This is a genomic window from Luteimonas qiangzhengi, assembly GCF_039548515.1.
In the GTDB taxonomy this organism is placed as follows: Bacteria; Pseudomonadota; Gammaproteobacteria; order Xanthomonadales; family Xanthomonadaceae; genus Luteimonas.
The window spans coordinates 1-16922 of record NZ_JBCLVE010000012.1; the positions used below are offsets into that span (position 1 = coordinate 1).

Genomic DNA, 16922 nt, shown 5'->3' on the forward strand with positions numbered 1-16922 from the left:
GCGTGCTGAGTGACTGGATCCAGTTCTACAACTTCCGGCGCCCACATCAGGCGCTGGGCATGAAGACACCCGCTGAGGCTTATGCTTTAGCGACCTGACCTGTGCAGAAACCGCTGGGTCATTACAGCGGAGCAGGGGAGCAATGAGGCTAGATCACCGCGCCCGGTGTGGGCGCGCCTTGTCCACGCCCTTGAGTCGCCAATGTCCATAGTCGGGACGGCGGCGGACACACAGTCAAAAGCTCCTGTTCTGCATCACACACGCAAGAGGCTGCCTTTGACGGGGCGCTCAGCGTATCTGGTCGGGTGTTAGGTAATTAATCTCGCCAGATACGACACGACCTGCAGATCACAGGAAGCGGAAATCGCACCAGGGACTGCAAACACGCGCGGGCGGTTTCGGAAGTCGAACACGCGGTACACGTGGTAAGCCTCAGAATCCATTTCAGAGCGCGCCACCTCGTTCCGGGTGACGTAGAACGGTGTGAGCTGGCCGAACGTAGTCGACTTGACCTCAATCAGACGCTCGCGACCGTCAGTTTCGAACGAGAGAACGTCATAGCCCAGCCCGTCGCCTTGGGTTCGGGCCACGTGCTCTACCCGGTCGGCAAGGTTTTTCTTGCCCAAATCATGCAGGCGTCGGGCTTCGATCTCGGCAGTAAAAATCTCCCCGGCTTGTCCGAGCGAGCGGTTGCGCGCTTCTTGCGCGAGGTAGTCGCGTCTGGCAGGTGAGAAATTGGGCTTGTAGTCCGGCGACTTCTGCTGAAGCCGCGCCACTTTCGGTTTGGGCACCCACACGCTCATGTGGTCTTCCACCTCCACCGTCGCTGCCGGACGTACTACGGCGGCTTCTACAGCCGCTTGGATATCTGGGTTCTGCGCGAGCTGTTGCTCGACGGCCTCAAACAGCATTGCCTGATAGTTGGCCCGGGGCTTATAGCCATCAATGTACGGATAGCCGAGCTCAATCATCACCGCACTGATGTTGGCGTGCTTGAACTCCACCGACTGCCGGCTGCGTCCGCTCAGCAGACGCATGAGGGCATTGGCTTGCGCGGTCTTGCTGTACCGCTGGCCGTTGAGCTCAAGCGTCAACATCCTGAGATAGTCAGCCACACAGGCTTCTACCTCCTCGCGACTCCAATGCGTTCCAAATGCCATGCGTTCCCCCTGACTCAAGCGCCCCAGGTTAGCGCGTCGAGCCTGGTGCGGGAATCGCAGTCGCTGCGACACAAGGCTTTTAGTGTGGGCGGCCGAACTGCAAAGAGGAACGCACATGAGCGGCGGCGACTGCATCTTTGAATACATGTACCGCGACGGCGGCAACTTCAAGACGTTTGGCCAGCTGAGGCTGACGGGCTGGGAGGAGCGGGCGGACGCCAAGATCCGGCTGTGCCTTGAGTCAGATGGCCAGTTTGTCGCCGAGCAGATCGGCGTGCCATCGCTTTGCATGGAGCACTGGGAGGCGGTGGAGGATGGTCCTTCTGATCTGGATCACGCGTTCCATGAGTTCGTCTGCCTGCGGCAGCCGAAGGGGGCTGAAGGCGATCTGTCAGAGTGGGGAAGTTTGGACGCGATGCTGGCCCGGATGGAGGGGGCCGCTCGTCGGTGGGATGTTCGGTTGTCGCCGAATTGCGATCTTTAGTTCGTACTTTCCCCGCGGAACGGGTGCGGCGGCAGTCGTGGCAGAATCCGGGTAGGAACGTGGGGCAGGGGACAGCCGTGCACAGATGGGAAGCAGGGACTCACAGGTGTAGGCAGCTATTCGTGTTGATGCTGCTGGCCGCGCTGGGACTGCTGGTTTCAGCGTGTTCCTTTGAGCGCGATCCGGACGAGGGCCAGCAGCGCCAGGCCGGACAGCCACCGGACGGCCTGCAAAACGCGGCACGTCTCGCCGCGATCCGCGCAGCGGCCCTGCGCGGTGACCAGGAGGGAATCCAGAAGCATGCGGCGGCGATGCAGGAAGATCTGCGCCTCGCCATGCGCCTGCCGGACCCCATGCGGTGGATCGAGCAGGAGCCTGCGCGGGCTGCGGTGATGCGGGTTGAAGGGGTGCGGTCTGCGGGCTGGGTTGATCGGGACCATCTGCTGGTTCGCGTGGATGGCTACGAATTGCGCACGCAGGCCATGATCGACCGCGTGTGCGGTGCGCTGGAGCCGCTGGGAGATACGCTCGGCGTGGTGGTGAATCTGCAGAGTGCGGTAGCGCGCTCCGCTGACGAGATGCAGACGCTGACGCGCAACTGTCAGCTGCCGCCGGGAGAGCGTGCGCTGGCGCAGCGTCCCAGGCAGATGGACGTGATTCCAGCGGATATCCGCCAGCAGCACCGGGAAGCCCAGACCACCATGCGCCCCTGGAACGAGGAAGACGCCCGCCGCCGTGCGGAACGGCGTGAGGCCGCACGGCGGATTCTTGAGGCTTCAACGCCTGAGATGTGAGGCGGGCGCCAGGCGACTTCTAACGCGAAATCTCAAACACCGCCGAAACCCGCTCCGTGAAGTCGATCTGCGGCTGCAGGTAGCGGCCGCTGTCCATCCGTGAGCCGGTCACCATCACCCGATCGAGCGTGGTGTTGCCGTAGCCGTGTGCCTGCATGGAGTTGAGGCTGTTGATGCTGTACACCGGGCCGAGCGCGCCACCGAAGGCGACGGCCAGGCCGGACGCCTTTTCTTTGGCATCGCCCACGGCCAGTGCCCGCGCTTCTTCGCGCAGGGTGGCTTCGCGACTCGATTTGAAGCTGATGTCGGCGATATCGGTAAAGCCCGCGGCCAGTGCGGCGTCCATCCACGCGCCGAGCCTGTCGAGGTCGTTGATGCGGGTCTTTACCTCGCGGCTGCCGATGAAGACCGGGGACAGGCGGCGATCGTCGACGCCATATTCGATCTCCTCGCGCAGGGAGATGTCAGAGGCGGTGAGGTCATCGGCCTTCAAATCGAACCGGGGCGCAGCCTGCAGCAGAGCCTCGACTGCGCGGTCGACGACCCGCTTGGCTTCTGCGCCATCTGCAGAGCGGTGGCGAACCACCATGGTGACGGTTGCCGAATCCGGGGCCACGCTGACCAGGCCTTCGCCCTGGACCACCACGTGTGGGGCATCTGGCAGAGGCGTAGCCGCTGGCGCGGCGGTGGCGAACAGGAGGAAGAGCAGGGCAGCGATCCACTGATTCATATGACCCGCGCCAGCCATTGTTGCTTTCCGCATGGTGTCCCCTCCGTGTTTTGGGAAGCGTACAGCGGGTCGGGCACCAGCGGTGTTTTTCTGAGCCACCCGCAGGACGGGCGAGGACTGCCGTCGCCACGCGCAAGCTGCCGGACGGTGCAATGCCCGCATGGATGAAGCGCAGCCGCTGGTAGCGCGTGCGGCGGGGTACTTCAGCGCCGGAACCAGCTGTGCAGGCGCACTAGCAGCAGCTCGACGTCGGTCAACGCGGCCCGTTCGGCGCGCAGCCGCACCGCGAGGTCCGGGACGTCGGTACTGATGTCGTCGACGCCCAGATCCATGTAGCGCGCCATGCGCACCGGGTCGTTCACCGTCCATGCCTGCAGCAGGTAGCCGCGGCGGCGCGCCTCCGCGACCGCGGCCGCGTCGACCTGCAGGTGGTTGAGGCCGAGCATGTCGAAGTCGGTCCGGCGCGCGGTGCCCGGCAGGGCGGCGTTCGCGAACAGGGCCAGCCGTGCCTCGGGGGCGGCGGCCCGCGCGGCGCGGATAAGGTCCGGGGAAAGCGAGGCTAGCACCACGGCATCCTGGTAGCCGTTGCGCCGGATCTCGCGCAGGGTGGCGGCGAGGAGTGCCTCGGCGTTGCGTGGGTCGGGCTTGAGCTCCACCAAGGCAAGCGCGCGGCGGTCGATGAAGGCGAGGGCTTCGGCCAGGGTCTGGATGCGTTCGCCCGAGAAGCGTGGATCGAACCAGCTGCCGACGTCGATCTCGCGCATGTCCGCCAGCGGCGTCTGAAGCACGCTGCGCGGGTCGTTGGCGACCCTGCGGAAATCGCTGTCATGGAACACGACCACGGCGCCGTCGGCGCTCAGACGCACGTCGAACTCGATGGCGTCCGCGCCGGCGTCGATCGCCGCCTGGAACGCTGCGAGGGTGTTTTCCGGGGCCATCGTCGCGGCCCCACGGTGCGCGGTCACGGTGATGTCGCGGCGCAGGTTCATGCTGCCCACCGCGATGCTGGCCTGCACCAGCGCGATCACCAGGAACGCGGCTTCTGCACCCCACACCAGCCGCCCCGGCTGGTGCGGCGTGGCGTCCACGGCCCGGGGCCACCGCGTGCCGCCCAGCCGGTGGAACAGGGCGCGCACCAGCAGCGTGTTCAAGGTGGTGCCCAGCAGCAGCGCGCCCAGCACCGTCGCGGCGTGCAGCGTGAGGTAGGCCAGCATCCCGAGGCTCAGCAGCAGACGGTGTTGGGGAAGCCAGTCCAGCAGCGGGGTCGCGGCCTGCTGGTAGAGCCAGGTCACGGCCAGCGGCAGGGCAGCGACCGTGAGTGCGACGCTGGCCACCAGCGCGGCGATGCGGAGGTGGCGGCCGCGGGTGAGCGTGCGGCTGCGGCGCAGTGCGGCGAGCGGGGAGCGCCCCTCCAGCACCAGCGCCGGCGTGGCGAGCAGCCATCGGAAGTACAGCGTGGTGTGCAGCAGCAGGCCGATCGCGAGCACGGGCAGGAAGCCGCCCAGGAACCACCACAGTGCCGCGGGCCGCGCCACCAGCACGAAGTAGGGGTCGTAGCCGCGAAGCAGCAGCCAGTAGAGTGCGGCGCCGATCAGCAGCCACGGCAGCGCCAGGATGGCGTGGGCGATCACCTGCAGGGCGGCTAGCGCGGCCAGCGGGAGGGCGCGGCGGAGCATGCCCAGCAGGGCCTTCGCCGCCACGCGGTAGCGGGCGCCGTGGCTGGCGGAGACCAGCAGCATGCCGGCCTGCTGCAGCATGACCACGTACCAGGACAGGGCGCCGGCCAGCATGATCCAAACCAGCGCCAGCAGGTTGTCGAGCACGCCACCGAGGTGGCCGGAGAAGGGGCGTTCGATCCAGTGCAGGAGCGCCGCCAGCGACCACGTGGTCAGCGGCGCCGCCGCCACCGTCGCGAAGAGGGTGAACAGCAGGTACCAGGCCAGCATCGGGCGCAGGTGGCGGCGCAGGTCACGACGGATGTCGTGCACCAGGATGCCGCGCAGCAGGGCGCGGTCATCGGCGTCGGGACCAGGCGCGCCGGGCGGGGACGGGGGTTGCATGCGTGCAGCGTACAGCGCGGCGAGGGTCGGACTCGGCGCTCTATTCGCTGCCCCGGCGCATCAGTGGCCCTGCATGGTCCAGTCCACCTGCATCGCCGCGGTAAGCGCCGGAAGGATCTTCAAGGCGCGTCGGCTGGGACGGGCGGCAGGTGCACGTCGACGTACCCGACGTCCTTCCCTTCGCGGACGGTCAGGCGCGTGCCCGCGCGGGGCACGGCAACCGGCTCCCTGCATTCCAGATGTACCTCGCCGGATTCGCCGGGAGAAATGGTGCGCAGGCCGGGTGCGAATTTCATTCCGCAGGGCACTTCGCGGCCGCCGAAGACCACCTTGGGCCGGTAGTGGTTGTAGACGGGGTTCAGCCGCGCGTTGCGGCCCTCGGCGGAGTGATTCAGGGTCAGGGTTGCCGGGATCGGCTGTTTGGCGCCGAAGCCGACCGGGTCGTGGACCGGTTCGTTGGCGGCGATGGGCGCGGCCATCAGGCCGGCGGCGAGTGCCAGGCAGGCGGAAGGAAGTTTCAGGGTCACGGCGTTGCTCCATGCGGGCGATGTCCGGAGTGCATCCTAGGGCAGGCCGGGGCGTGCCGCCAGATGCAAGGGGTTCGGAAAAAACGGGTGGGAAGTAGACTGTGCGGCCCCGTTTTGTGACCCGCGCAATGCCCAGGCCTCCAAAGAATCCCTACGACCTCAGTCGGCTCGACCTCGACGACATCCTCGGCACCATCAACGAGGAGGTGCGCAAGCGTTTCGGCGAGGGCGAGGTGGCCGATTACATCCCCTCGCTGGCCGACGTGCCCAAGGACCAGTTCGGCATGGCCTTGGCGCTGCTGGATGGCACGGTCCATGAGGTGGGGGATTCGCGCGAGCGGTTCTCGATCCAGAGCGTGTCCAAGGTGCACACGCTCACGCTGGCGCTGGATGCGGTGGGCGACGAGCTGTGGACACGGGTGGACCGGGAGCCTTCCGGTGATTCGTTCAACTCGCTGATCCAGCTTGAGCTGGAGCAGGGGATTCCGCGCAATCCGTTCATGAATGCCGGGGCGCTCGTCTGCACGGACGTGCTGCTTTCGAAATATGACGATGCGGAAAAGACGCTGATGGATTTCATGCGCGCACGGGCCGGCGATCCGGATATCGGCATGGACGAGGCGCTTGCGAAGTCCGAGCGCGAGAGCGGGCACCGCAACGTGGCGATGGCCAACTTCCTGCGCAGCTTCGACAATCTCAACAACGACGTGCAGGACGTGCTGGACCTCTACTACCTGCAGTGCTCGCTGAACATGCACTGCGTGGACCTGGCGCGCAGCGTGCAGTACCTGGCGGACGACGGGCACTGCGCCGTTTCCGGCGAGCAGGTGATCAGCGCGGAAGATGCCACGCGCATCAACGCCATGATGATGACCGCCGGCACCTACGATGCCGCAGGTGACTTCGCCTTCTACGTGGGGCTGCCGGCCAAGAGCGGGGTGAGCGGCGGGATCGTGGCCGTGGTGCCGCACGTGATGGGCCTGTGCGTGTGGTCGCCGGGGCTTGATGAAAAAGGCAATTCCCAGCTCGGCCGCTATGCGCTGCACCGGTTCTCGCGGATGACGGATCTGGCGGTGTTCTGAACATGGGCGGGGGCTCAGTAGCCCCGCTGCTTCTCCACCCAGGTGTCGAGCTTGGTGCGGAGCTTGTCGGCGGCGCCGCGGATGGCCTTTTCCACGTCTTCGTCGTCATGGCTGGCGCCGATCGGGTCGCCGTCGCGCGGGCGGGCTTCCAGGGCACAGCGCTTGTTGTGCGGACCGCCCTTGATGGGCGAGTTGTTGTCCGACAGGAATACCTCAAGTCGGGTCAGCCGGGTGGAAAAACGCCCCAGGTACTGCTCGATCATCCCGCTCACGCGCTCTTCGAGGGCGTCGGTGCCGTCAATCTGGTTGTCTGTGTTCAGCTGGATCTTCAAATCGTTTTCTCCTCTGGGTGACCCCGTTGACGGGGTCAGGTTCTGTCACCTGATTTAACTCTACCCGACCCGGTGTTGGTGCGGCGTGGCCTCGGCAGCGCAGCGCCGCTGGGGCCACATGCGACAATCCGTTCCCCTTCAAAACCGCACTGATGCCTCCATGAAACTCCAGTTGTCGCTTGAATGGTTCCTCAACCCCGACCACCTGCCGCTGATCGCGGGCATCGAGCTTGGCTGGTACCGGGATGCGGGTCTGGACCTGGAGCTGCTGGTTCCGGACGACCATTACGACGGGCTGGCCGAGACGGTTGCGGGCGAGGTGGCTTTTGCCTGCAACGAGCCGCTGCACATGATCGATGCGCATCGCCCGGGTCTGAAGGCGCTGGGCTGTTTTTTCGAGACGGACGGCGGCATCCTGCTGCAGCGCGCAGCCGGTGAGCGCCTGCTTCGGGGTGAAACGGTGCGACTGGCGTCGCCGGTCGCGGGCGGGGTGACCGATGCGATCGCGGTGGAGATTCTTGCGCGCTGGTGTGCGGCCCGGAGCGCGTCGTTCGATCCCGCCCAGGTGCGGATTGAAGAGGCCGGTTTCGAACACCTGGACAACCTGCGCGCCGGTTTTGATGGCGCCTGGCTGTGCTTCGCCAACTTCGAGGGCGTGGAAGCGAAGCTGGCGGGGCTGGATGCGGACTTCATCACCACCGGCGAGGTGGGCCTGCACAACTTCTCGGCGCTGGAGCTGTTCACCTCCGCGGACTTCCTGGCGCGGCACGGTGACGTGGTGGAAAAGGTGGTCGGGCTGGTCGGGCAGGGCGCCAGCCTGTGCCGCGATGATCCCGCCCAGGCCGCGGAGCTCTGGTACCGCTACAGCGGCACGCAGCCGACAGAACTGATGGACGCCATCATCGCCGACACCTGCCCGCGCCTGGTCGGCCCCGTGCAGCGCGATGCCGCGCGCTGGCAGGGCATGTGGGAGCAGTTCGACCGGATGGGTTTGAGCCAAGTGGACCGCGAGGGGTATGTGGCGCTTTATTCGTGATCAGGCCCGAGCCTGTCCTCGTTCGCGAAGACGACGTGCCCTATGCGCCGGCGCATGAGGACCCGTTCGTTGTGTTGTTTGAACTCATGGAGGTGGTCGAAGCCCTGTGCCCCGAGTGGCCCGTGCGCACGCCTGATACCAGGCCGGGGATCTTTCTGCTTTGAATTGCGTGGACCACTATCACCGGCTGGAGCGCGAAAAACTGGCGCGAGCCAACGCCCAGTTAGGCTTGCTGATCAGTCGATCCTGGCGGCGCATCCCGCTTTGATTGGGGCTTAGCAGCCTGTGGCGGCTCGCGGATCAGCGGCATGGTTTGCGCTGGCAGGCGCTACCGCGAGTCGGAGTCCGAACGCTGTGAGGATCGCCGTCAGGGTGTCGAGGCGCGGATTGCCCTTTTCCGAGAGCGTGCGATAGAGGGTTTCCCGACTCAATCCCGTACGTGCTGCCAAGGCGGTCATGCCGCCCATCGCTTCGGCCACGGTGCGCAAGGCGATGGGCAATGCCCGCAGATCGCCGCTTTCCAGCACGGATTCAAGATAGCCGGCGATAGATAGCGGCGCCTGCGGTTTCGCAGAGCAGCCCGCAGCCCGCCCGCGAGGCTGCGCCCGTCCAACCCGTGCCCGTTCAGCCCGCGCCACCACTTGCGGGCAGCTCCTGCGCGGAGCCGCTTCCTTGGCCTGTCGCCCAAGAGCGCGTCGGCGAGGTTGTCGCGATCGCGGGGCCGGTGGCCCGGGTCGCCATTCGCGATGACGTCCGTGGGCGTCCGGTGTTCATCACCATTGGCCAGTCCTTTCCATCCCGGCAGCGCGTGGATCTGGTGATCTGGCAGGGCGAGCGGGCCGAATTCCTCCCCTTGCTGGATCAGGGCCTGGAAGGTCGCGATATCTGCGCCTTTGCCGAGGTTGGGCAGCGTGAGGGGATCCCCCAGCTGGTGCTCAGGAACCGGGTTGAGCTGCAGCTGAGGTAGCTGCTGCAGATAGGGAACGGGTGGCGCTTCAGCCTTCCAGCAATCCTTGTCGCCGATGCCACGCTTCCAGCGATTCTTCGGGATAGTGCTGTAGCCGCACGTCGTTCTCCCCGTCCGGTACCTGCACCCAGTTGGCCTTTGAGTCCAACAGCATGTGCATCCGCTCGGGCGGTTTGGGCAGCGGGGTGTCGATGGCCGAGGCGTGCGGATGGACCAGATCAGGCGACTGCGGGTCGAACAGCCACAGGGCGCTGCCGCAGGCCGTACAGAAGTGGCGGCGGCCGGAGCTGATCTGGCAGCCGCCTTCGTCGTCGCGGATCTTTGCCTGGTACACGCCCAGGTGTTCGCGCCCTTCGACCTCCAGCGTGTCCGCACGCGCCCCCAGGTTGATCGCGCTGCCACTGCCGCCGGCGGTCTTGCGGCAGATCGAGCAATAGCAGTGCAGGAATGGGACTGGCGCGTACGCCTCACAGTGGAACCGCACCTTGCCGCAGTGGCACGAGCCTTCCAGTTTCATGTCACGGCACTCCCGCGTTGGTCCTGGGGGAAGGTGTACCGCAGCGGCTGTTAAAGATCTGCCACGCCGGCCAGGCCTGTCACGGCTTGTGGACAACGCCGGGTCCAGTATTGGCCCCTCTCTCCCCGGAGCAACAGATATGAATGCAATCAAGACCCGCATCCCCCTCGCGATTGCCCTGACCTCCGCCCTGGCGTTCTCCGTGGGTTGCGACAACCGCGTTGATGACCGCACCGACATGCAGACGGCCGCCGAGCGCGACGCACAGACGACCACACCGCCGGCCGGGACGATGCCGCAGGATCAGACCACCTATGGAGAGGCCGCGCAGGACCGCAACCTGACCGACGGCCGCATCGGTGATGGTCAGGACTCCGATCAGCCGATCGATGACACCTGGATCACCACGAAGGTGAAGTCCTCGCTGCTGGCCGACTCCGACGTCGCGGGACTGGACGTTGAGGTCGAAACCCTCAATGGCGTGGTGACGCTGACGGGGCAGGTCGATGAGCAGTCCCAGATCGATCATGCCACCCGGATCGCACGCGATATCGAGGGCGTGACCGACGTCCAGACAGCCGGCCTGACCGTTCGCTGATCGCTGACCGGTAAGCCGCAGAAGAACGCGCCGTGCACCGGAGGGTGGGCGGCGCTTTTGGTTTTACAGGAGGCCCCATGACAAAGAGTCTCGAAAACAGAACCGTCGCCATCCTCGCCACCGACGGCGTGGAGCAGGTGGAGTTGACCGAGCCGCGCAAGGCGGTGGAGGCGGCGGGCGCCACGGTGCGTCTGCTGTCGATCAAGGACGGCGAAATCCAGGGTGTGCACCACGACGAGCCCGGCGACAAATTCAAAGTCGACGGAAAAGTTGCCGACGCCAGCATCGACAAATTCGATGCGCTGATCCTGCCCGGCGGGGTGTTCAATCCCGACGCGCTGCGCATGGACGAGGACGCGGTGAATTTCGTGCGCGACTTCGTCAAGAGCGGCAAGCCGGTGGGCGTGATCTGCCACGGACCGTGGGTGATGATCGAGGCCGACGTGGTGCGCGGGCGCCGCATGACATCCTGGCCTAGCGTGCGCACCGACCTTCGCAACGCCGGCGCCGATGTGGTGGACGAGGAGGTGGTGGTCGACAACGGGCTGGTCTCCAGCCGCAATCCCGATGATCTGCCGGCGTTCTGCCGCAAGATCGTGGAGGAGTTCGCCGAGGGGCGGCATCCACCGGAGGGTTGAGCCTGTAATACTTGGCGCCATGAGCACCCCCGACAACGCCAAGCTTGACCGCATCGTCGCCGAAGCCCGGCGCAGCGCCGACGCGCGCGCCAAGGGCTACCGCGAGCGTGCGCTGAAGATGTACCCGTGGATCTGCGGCCGCTGCGCACGCGAGTTCACCCGCGCCAACGTACAGGAGCTGACGGTCCACCACCGCAACCACAACCACGACGACAACCCGGCAGACGGCAGCAACTGGGAGTTGTTGTGCGTGTACTGCCACGACAACGAGCACTCGCGCCAGCTCGACTACACCGGCGTGGGTGCAGGTGACGCGGAAGACGCGCCCGCCGCGTCAACGTCCACCCCGTTTGCGGGGTTGGCGTCGCTGCTCAGGAAGGATGGTTGAGGCGAGCTCCTTACCGGTTACTGTTTTTCCGCCGCTGCCGTGAGGCGGCGGAGTGCCCTCCATTCTGGATGACCGATGAAATCCACCCTTGCCGTGCTCACCTCCGCTCTCGTTTTCGTGCCGTGCTTGGCTCTTGCCCAGGACCGCCCCGGCGCCGAGCGAGGCGGCTGGTCGCTCGGCGCGGTGGTCATCGCCGCCGACAGCCCCTACGTGGGTGAAGGCACCCGCGTGCTGCCGGTGCCGGCCTTCGGTTATGAGGGCGAGCGCTTCTCGTTGCGAGGTCTCACTGGCGTGTTCCACCTGGTCAACACGGGCACCTTCCAGGTTGATGCGTTGGCATCCGCGCGGCTGGATGGCTTCGATATCGACGACCTCAGCGCGTCCGGTCTTGCGGCCAACGGCGTGGATGCGAGCCTGCTCAGCGATCGCGACCATGGTCTGGACGCCGGTATCGGTCTGGCTTGGGCAGGTGCTTACGGGCGCGTGCGCGTGCAGGCGGTGACGGATATCAGCGATGCCGGCGGCGGACAGGAGGTTGCCGTTAACTATGTGTATCCCGTCCAAGCGGGCGCGTGGACCTGGCTGCCGGGCGTAGGTGTGAGCTGGATGTCCTCGGACCTGTCCGGCTATTACTTCGGCACGCTGGACCGGGAAGTTGCCCGCGGCGTCACCGCCTACGATCCCGGCGACGCCGTGGTGCCGGATGCCGGCGTGATGGTCACCCGTCGGGTCAGCGAGCGCTGGCGCCTGCACGCTGGGGCGCGCTATCGGTTCCTGCCCAGCGAGCTGGGCGACAGCCCGCTGCTCGAGCGTGGTGCCGACGGCGTGCTGTCGGTCAACGTCGGCATGGCCTATCGGTTTTGATGCGCTGGGCTGAGGTCCGTTGCAGCCCCCATAACGCTTTGCGTTATATAACGACCTCCGTGGCCAACACAGCATCCGGATCAACGAGCAATGGCGTATTTGCTTTCAATGGAAGGATGGCGATGCCTACGGCGTGGAAATCGTCGATTACCACTGAGCATTGGGAGTGTTCCTATGAAGAAGACCCTGCCAAATATCCATCCCGGCGAAGTGCTGAAGCATGAGTTCCTCGACCCGATGGGGCTCAGCCAGAACGCAGTAGCGCGCGCGGCTGGCGTGCCGCCGCGCCGGATCAACGAGATTGTGCTCGGCAAGCGCGGGATCAGCGCCGATACCGCGGTTCGCCTGGCCGCGGTATTCGGCACAAGCGAGCGATTTTGGCTTGGACTACAGGCGGATTTCGACCTGGAGGAAGCACATCGCGCGCTGGGCGATGCGGCGTCCCGGATTGAGCGGCTGGCGGCGTAAGGGGTCCCGATTTCCGGTATCAGTGGCGCGGCGGGTCCCTTGGGTTTGGATCGGGATCGCGGATGGGGTGATCGTCTGGCGTTCCGCCCGGGATGGGATCGCGGATCGGGGGAATCGTCGGGTCAACCGGTTGATCGGGTACCGGATCAACGGGTTGGTCAGGTGTCGGGTCTCTGCCCGGGTTGGGCACCTGGCCCGGTACCGGATCCGGGGGTGTGGGCTGCGGCGCGTGCGCGGTGTGGCTGTGCAGCTGGTCCATGACGTCCTCCACTTCGGGAATGTGGGTGGGACGGATCAGCATGCGGACCGGGTGCGGGCGGGAGCGTGAAAAATGGGCCTGGCGACGGGAAATCGGATTGGATTACTTCCGGCCCAGCCTGCGCAGGCGCTTTCGGCGCCTTTTCATTCCTTCTGTTTCAGCCGTTCCACTTCAGCGTGAAATCTTGGAGTCAGTTCGGCGATCAGGGTTTCGATACCGCGCACTTGGAGCTGCACCGTCAGCACGACAATCCCCTGCGGCACCAACTCGTAGATCACGAAGTGCTTTCGTGCAGGGACCATCATGAATGGCGCCGAACGATACTGCCGCAAGCGGCCCTTTTCCGGTGTGCGGGCTGCGTCTGCCATTACCTCGTAAAGCTCGGTGAGGTACCGATCGGCCACGGCATCACCCCACTCGCGGCGTGAGCGCGCATGGATGCGGCGCAGATCCATTGCGGCGTTCCGGGTGAGGAGGAATGCAGCAGGTGATGGCCGGTCATTGCCAGCCATCGGCTTCCTTGCGGTCAAGCGCCGCCATGTCGGCTTTGAAGTCGCCGCTGGAGGTAAACACGCGACCCGCTGCCAGGTCGCGGTAACCGGTGAGAATTGCGTCCTGCATGCCCTGATCGTCACGTCGTTCCATATCTCGACGGATCAGGTCGCGCACATACTCACTGGGCGTTTCGTAAAGACCCGTTTCACCGACCATTCGCGCCACGAACTCGGCCAAGGGCCGGGACAGGCGGGCGTTGATGCGTTCAGACATGGAAAGGCTCCGGAGCTACTTCCTGCAGATTGTCGCACAGCGAAAGCCATAGTTCGCAACTGTTGCCCCGATTCGCACCGAGGTCAGCGGCTATCGGCGCCGTGCCAACCACCTGTCCAGCTGGTTCGCAAACGCCTGACGGTCCCGTGCGCTGAACGCCGCCGGCCCGCCGGTCTGCACGCCGGCGCCGCGCAGCTCCTCCATGAAGTTCCGCACCGACAGCCGTTCGGCGATGTTGTTGGTCGTGAATGGCTCACCGCGGGGGTTGACGGCTTCAGCGCCTTTTTCCAGGACGCGGGCGGCGAGGGGGATGTCCTGGGTGACGACCAGGTCGCCACGTTCGACGCGGTCGACGATGGCATCGTCGGCGGTGTCGTAGCCACCCTGTACCTGGAGCGCGCGGATAAAGCGCGAACCGGGCGTGCTGAGCCACTGGTTGGCGATCAGGGTCACCGACACCTTTGCGCGCTCGGCCGCTCGGAACAGAATGTCCTTGATGGGGCCGGGGCAGGCGTCGGCGTCGACCCAGATCCGGGGCGCCGGGATTTCAGTATTGGGCATGGGGGCAGGGTAACCCGGCCATGGCAGGACTCACTGTCACCAGCGCAGTTGACAGGACGCGGCCCGTCTCCCACGCTTTCCGTCTGTCATTCCGGATTGCAGGATGCACCGATGGCCGTACAAAGGACGTACCCGGACATTGGGTTGATGGCCCACCAGGCGCTTGCCGCCCTGGCCACACCCTCCCAGCACGCGCGACTGATCCAGCTGGATGCCCCGGTGGAGGGGTTGGTGGTGGAGCGCTTTGAAGGCAGCGAGGCGGTGTGCGCGCCGTTTCGCTTCGACGTGGATGTGCTGGCCACCAGCGCGTTTCTTGATCCCGATGAACTGCTCGGCAAGCCGCTGGCGCTCCGGTTGGCGCGCGCGGACGGGCAGAAGCGTCGCTGGCACGGGCTGTGTACCGCAGTCGCACCGCTGGGCGGCGACGGCGGTCTGGCCCGCTACCGGCTGCTGATCGAGCCGTGGACCGCGTTGCTGACTCACCGCCGCAACGCGCTGGTGTTCCAGGATCTTGATCTGCAGGGGTTGCTGGAGCAGCTGTTCGCCGACTATCCGCAGGCCGACTGGCGTTTCGATGTCACCCGCCACATGCCGGTGCGCGCGATCACCACCCAGTATCGCGAGAGCGACTGGGAGTTCGCCACCCGCCTGCTGTCCGAATCCGGGCTGGCCTGGCGCTACGAGCACGCCCAGGCGGACGAGGAGGACGGCGCGGAGGCGGGTCATACGCTGGTGATCTTCGACCAGCAGACCGAGCTGCCGGAAGGTCGCGCGCTGCGGTTCCACCGCACCGACGCCACCGAGCGCGACGACGCCATCAGTGCGTTTACGCGCCGGCGCCAGCTGGTGCCCAACCGCAGTCAGGTGGGCAGCTGGCACAGCGAACGGCTGGCGAGCACCACTGGTTTGGCTGAGGCCAATGCCGGAAGCCTGCCGGCGCTGGAGGTGTATACCCAGCCCCGTGACGGCCGCTTTGAAGACAGCACGCACGCGCAGGCCGAAGCCGAGCACCGGCTGGACGCACTGCGCCTGGCACAGGATCTGTACGGCGGCAGTGGCAGCGTGCGTGAGTTGGCCGCGGGGGTGACGTACTCGCTGGTGCAGCACAACGTGCACGAGGGCGCCGGATTCGTTCCGCTCAACGTGGTGCACGTGGGGGTAAACAACCTGGGCGCAGGCATCACCGCGTTGCTGGGCGCGCCGGAGCTGGAGCAGGGCAGCTATCGCAACCGGTTCATCGCCACCCCGGCCGGCGTGCCGATCGCACCGCTGCCGCAGGTGCGCCCGACCGCGCATGGGCCGCAGACCGCGCGGGTCGTGGGCTTGCCGGATGCGGCGGTCACGCCCAATCGCGATCATCAGGTGCGCATCCAGTTCGCCTGGCAGCGCGGTCCGGCGCCGCATGCCGGCGGGCTTGTCGAGACAGCCAGCAGCCATGCAGGTCATGCGCCGGGCGACCACACCAGTGGCACGTGGGTGCCGGTGGCCGAATGGATCGCCGGGCCCAACTGGGGCAGCCACTTTCTGCCGCGTATCGGCGCCGAAGTGCTGGTGGAGTTTGCCCATGGCGACATCGACCAGCCGCGCATCACCGGCCAGCTCTACAACTGCGAGGTCGCACCGCCTTTTGGTGGCGGCATCGACGGAGCCGACAACCATCCCGGCACCCTCAGCGGCCTGCATACGCAGTCGCACGACGGTGCCAGCACCCAGCAGTGGCTGATCGACGACACCCCCGGCCAGCTGCGCACGCGGCTGCATACCACGCTTGCCGACAGCCGGCTGGAGCTGGGATATCTGATTGACCATCAGGGCAGCAGCCGCGGTGGCCTGCGCGGGGAGGGCGTTGAGCTGGCCACCGAAGGCTGGGGCAACGTACACGCCGGCCAGGGTCTGCTGCTTTCCACCAGCGCCCGACCGGAAGGTGCCTCGACCCAACTGGATATCGGTGAAGCCGTCGCCCAGCTCAAGGGTGCCGAGCGCACCGCCGAAGCGCTGCACGACACCCTGGAGCAGCAGCAGGTGCCGGGCTTCAGCGCGAACGAGCAGCTGACCGTCCTGCGCGAAGCCATCGACCCGGAAGAGCAGGGCCGCTACAGCGGCAGCGTTGGGGGGCAGAGTGTCATGAAGCCCGCCCCGGGCAGTCGCGAGCCCGGCGAAGATCCGGTGGAACGCTTCGCCGATGCCAAGCTGATCGCCGAATCGCCGGAGTCCATCGCCTTCGCCACGCCAAAGAGCGCCGTCGCATTCGCCGGCGGAGCGCTGCACCTGACCGCCCAGCAGGATGCCCATCTGGCGGCCGGCCAGACCTTTTCCAGCGTCAGCGGCCAACACGCAGCCCTCTACGCCCACGCCGGCCCCATCCGCGCCATCGCCGCCAACGGTCCCGTCAGCCTGCAGGCGCATACCGGTGAGCTGGAAGTGCTGGCAGACAAGTCAGTCACCGTCACCGCCACTGACGAGCGGATTGACGTGCTGGCGAAGGAAAAGATCGTGCTGCAGGCCGGCGAAACCCGGGTGACGCTGGAAGGCGGGAATATCACCTTCGAGTGTCCGGGGAATTTTACGGTGAAGGGGGCGCAGGGGCCGTTCAGAGGTGGGGCGAGCGGCAACGTGGATCTGTCGCTTCCCGATGGTCTGGTCAACATCGAGCACCGCCGTTTTCTCAGCTTCTCCGATTAGGGGTTAC

Annotated in this window: 22 protein-coding genes and 1 pseudogene; 13 read left to right on the forward strand and 10 right to left on the reverse strand. The window is 66.1% G+C overall.

All coding sequences use genetic code 11. The features are described from left to right. Positions 1-2: 2 nt before the first annotated feature. Positions 3-98, forward strand: coding sequence for an integrase core domain-containing protein (locus tag WCE59_RS10400; RefSeq protein ID WP_343257374.1), 96 nt, complete (start codon positions 3-5; stop codon positions 96-98). 210 nt (positions 99-308) lie between these two features. On the opposite strand, the gene WCE59_RS10405 is transcribed toward WCE59_RS10400, so the two are convergent. Further along, on the reverse strand, positions 309-1115 hold the full coding sequence (locus tag WCE59_RS10405) for a DUF3883 domain-containing protein (RefSeq protein ID WP_343258701.1): 807 nt from the start codon (positions 1113-1115) through the stop codon (positions 309-311). Between the two features lie 160 nt (positions 1116-1275). On the opposite strand from WCE59_RS10405, the gene WCE59_RS10410 reads away from it, so the two are divergent. Continuing rightward, positions 1276-1644: a hypothetical protein gene (locus tag WCE59_RS10410; RefSeq protein WP_343258702.1), complete on the forward strand. Its 369-nt coding sequence runs from the start codon at positions 1276-1278 to the stop codon at positions 1642-1644. Between the two features lie 122 nt (positions 1645-1766). Next, positions 1767-2438 carry a hypothetical protein gene (locus WCE59_RS10415; protein WP_343258703.1) on the forward strand — a complete coding sequence of 224 codons (672 nt, stop codon included), beginning with the start codon at positions 1767-1769 and terminating at the stop codon, positions 2436-2438. Positions 2439-2457: 19 nt separating this feature from the next. On the opposite strand, the gene WCE59_RS10420 is transcribed toward WCE59_RS10415, so the two are convergent. The 3 genes from WCE59_RS10420 to WCE59_RS10430 form a co-directional block, all read right to left on the reverse strand. Next, entirely contained in the window at positions 2458-3168 is a 711-nt protein-coding gene (locus WCE59_RS10420; RefSeq protein WP_343258704.1) for an SIMPL domain-containing protein, read from the reverse strand. 203 nt (positions 3169-3371) lie between these two features. Next, positions 3372-5228 (reverse strand): glycerophosphodiester phosphodiesterase family protein, encoded by a 1857-nt coding sequence (locus WCE59_RS10425; protein WP_343258705.1) that lies wholly within the window; start codon positions 5226-5228, stop codon positions 3372-3374. 119 nt (positions 5229-5347) lie between these two features. Then, complete coding sequence (locus tag WCE59_RS10430; RefSeq protein ID WP_343258706.1) at positions 5348-5755, reverse strand: hypothetical protein; 408 nt, start codon at positions 5753-5755, stop codon at positions 5348-5350. Positions 5756-5883: 128 nt separating this feature from the next. Between WCE59_RS10430 and WCE59_RS10435 the strand changes: the two genes are divergently transcribed. After that, entirely contained in the window at positions 5884-6837 is a 954-nt protein-coding gene (locus WCE59_RS10435) for a glutaminase (protein ID WP_343258707.1), read from the forward strand. Positions 6838-6851: 14 nt separating this feature from the next. Here WCE59_RS10435 and WCE59_RS10440 read toward each other — a convergent pair whose 3' ends face one another. Continuing rightward, positions 6852-7169 carry an HPF/RaiA family ribosome-associated protein gene (locus WCE59_RS10440; protein ID WP_343258708.1) on the reverse strand — a complete coding sequence of 106 codons (318 nt, stop codon included), beginning with the start codon at positions 7167-7169 and terminating at the stop codon, positions 6852-6854. A 160-nt stretch (positions 7170-7329) separates the two neighbouring features. On the opposite strand from WCE59_RS10440, the gene WCE59_RS10445 reads away from it, so the two are divergent. Next, the gene (locus WCE59_RS10445; protein ID WP_343258709.1) at positions 7330-8205 is read left to right on the forward strand and encodes an ABC transporter substrate-binding protein; all 876 of its coding nucleotides are present in this window, start codon (positions 7330-7332) and stop codon (positions 8203-8205) included. 275 nt (positions 8206-8480) lie between these two features. Here WCE59_RS10445 and WCE59_RS10450 read toward each other — a convergent pair whose 3' ends face one another. Next, the gene (locus WCE59_RS10450) at positions 8481-8846 is read right to left on the reverse strand and encodes an addiction module antidote protein (RefSeq protein WP_343258710.1); all 366 of its coding nucleotides are present in this window, start codon (positions 8844-8846) and stop codon (positions 8481-8483) included. Between the two features lie 125 nt (positions 8847-8971). On the opposite strand from WCE59_RS10450, the gene WCE59_RS10455 reads away from it, so the two are divergent. Beyond that, the gene (locus WCE59_RS10455) at positions 8972-9172 is read left to right on the forward strand and encodes a hypothetical protein (RefSeq protein ID WP_343258711.1); all 201 of its coding nucleotides are present in this window, start codon (positions 8972-8974) and stop codon (positions 9170-9172) included. Positions 9173-9200: 28 nt separating this feature from the next. Here WCE59_RS10455 and WCE59_RS10460 read toward each other — a convergent pair whose 3' ends face one another. Further along, positions 9201-9689, reverse strand: coding sequence for a GFA family protein (locus WCE59_RS10460; protein ID WP_343258712.1), 489 nt, complete (start codon positions 9687-9689; stop codon positions 9201-9203). 139 nt (positions 9690-9828) lie between these two features. On the opposite strand from WCE59_RS10460, the gene WCE59_RS10465 reads away from it, so the two are divergent. The 6 genes and pseudogenes from WCE59_RS10465 (at position 9829) to WCE59_RS10490 (ending at position 12645) form a co-directional block, all read left to right on the forward strand. Beyond that, on the forward strand, positions 9829-10287 hold the full coding sequence (locus tag WCE59_RS10465; RefSeq protein WP_343258713.1) for a BON domain-containing protein: 459 nt from the start codon (positions 9829-9831) through the stop codon (positions 10285-10287). Positions 10288-10364: 77 nt separating this feature from the next. Further along, entirely contained in the window at positions 10365-10925 is a 561-nt protein-coding gene (locus tag WCE59_RS10470) for a type 1 glutamine amidotransferase domain-containing protein (RefSeq protein WP_343258714.1), read from the forward strand. A gap of 19 nt (positions 10926-10944) precedes the next feature. Then, on the forward strand, positions 10945-11313 hold the full coding sequence (locus tag WCE59_RS10475; RefSeq protein WP_343258715.1) for a YajD family HNH nuclease: 369 nt from the start codon (positions 10945-10947) through the stop codon (positions 11311-11313). Between the two features lie 75 nt (positions 11314-11388). Continuing rightward, positions 11389-12177 carry a MipA/OmpV family protein gene (locus WCE59_RS10480; RefSeq protein WP_343258716.1) on the forward strand — a complete coding sequence of 263 codons (789 nt, stop codon included), beginning with the start codon at positions 11389-11391 and terminating at the stop codon, positions 12175-12177. A gap of 40 nt (positions 12178-12217) precedes the next feature. Next, a pseudogene (locus WCE59_RS10485) lies at positions 12218-12334 on the forward strand (type II toxin-antitoxin system RelE/ParE family toxin); the annotation flags it as partial. 17 nt (positions 12335-12351) lie between these two features. After that, entirely contained in the window at positions 12352-12645 is a 294-nt protein-coding gene (locus tag WCE59_RS10490; RefSeq protein ID WP_343258717.1) for a HigA family addiction module antitoxin, read from the forward strand. 402 nt (positions 12646-13047) lie between these two features. Here WCE59_RS10490 and WCE59_RS10495 read toward each other — a convergent pair whose 3' ends face one another. The 3 genes from WCE59_RS10495 to WCE59_RS10505 all read right to left on the reverse strand — a co-directional run bounded on the left by WCE59_RS10495 (position 13048) and on the right by WCE59_RS10505 (position 14233). Continuing rightward, positions 13048-13416 carry a type II toxin-antitoxin system RelE/ParE family toxin gene (locus WCE59_RS10495; RefSeq protein ID WP_343258718.1) on the reverse strand — a complete coding sequence of 123 codons (369 nt, stop codon included), beginning with the start codon at positions 13414-13416 and terminating at the stop codon, positions 13048-13050. Then, positions 13403-13672 carry a ribbon-helix-helix domain-containing protein gene (locus WCE59_RS10500; protein WP_343258719.1) on the reverse strand — a complete coding sequence of 90 codons (270 nt, stop codon included), beginning with the start codon at positions 13670-13672 and terminating at the stop codon, positions 13403-13405. The genes WCE59_RS10495 and WCE59_RS10500 overlap by 14 nt, the downstream gene beginning before the upstream one ends. Before the next feature lie 90 nt (positions 13673-13762). Next, positions 13763-14233, reverse strand: coding sequence for a YaiI/YqxD family protein (locus WCE59_RS10505; RefSeq protein WP_343258720.1), 471 nt, complete (start codon positions 14231-14233; stop codon positions 13763-13765). A gap of 147 nt (positions 14234-14380) precedes the next feature. On the opposite strand from WCE59_RS10505, the gene WCE59_RS10510 reads away from it, so the two are divergent. Beyond that, positions 14381-16915 carry a type VI secretion system Vgr family protein gene (locus WCE59_RS10510; RefSeq protein ID WP_343258721.1) on the forward strand — a complete coding sequence of 845 codons (2535 nt, stop codon included), beginning with the start codon at positions 14381-14383 and terminating at the stop codon, positions 16913-16915. The last annotated feature ends 7 nt before the right edge of the window (positions 16916-16922 follow it).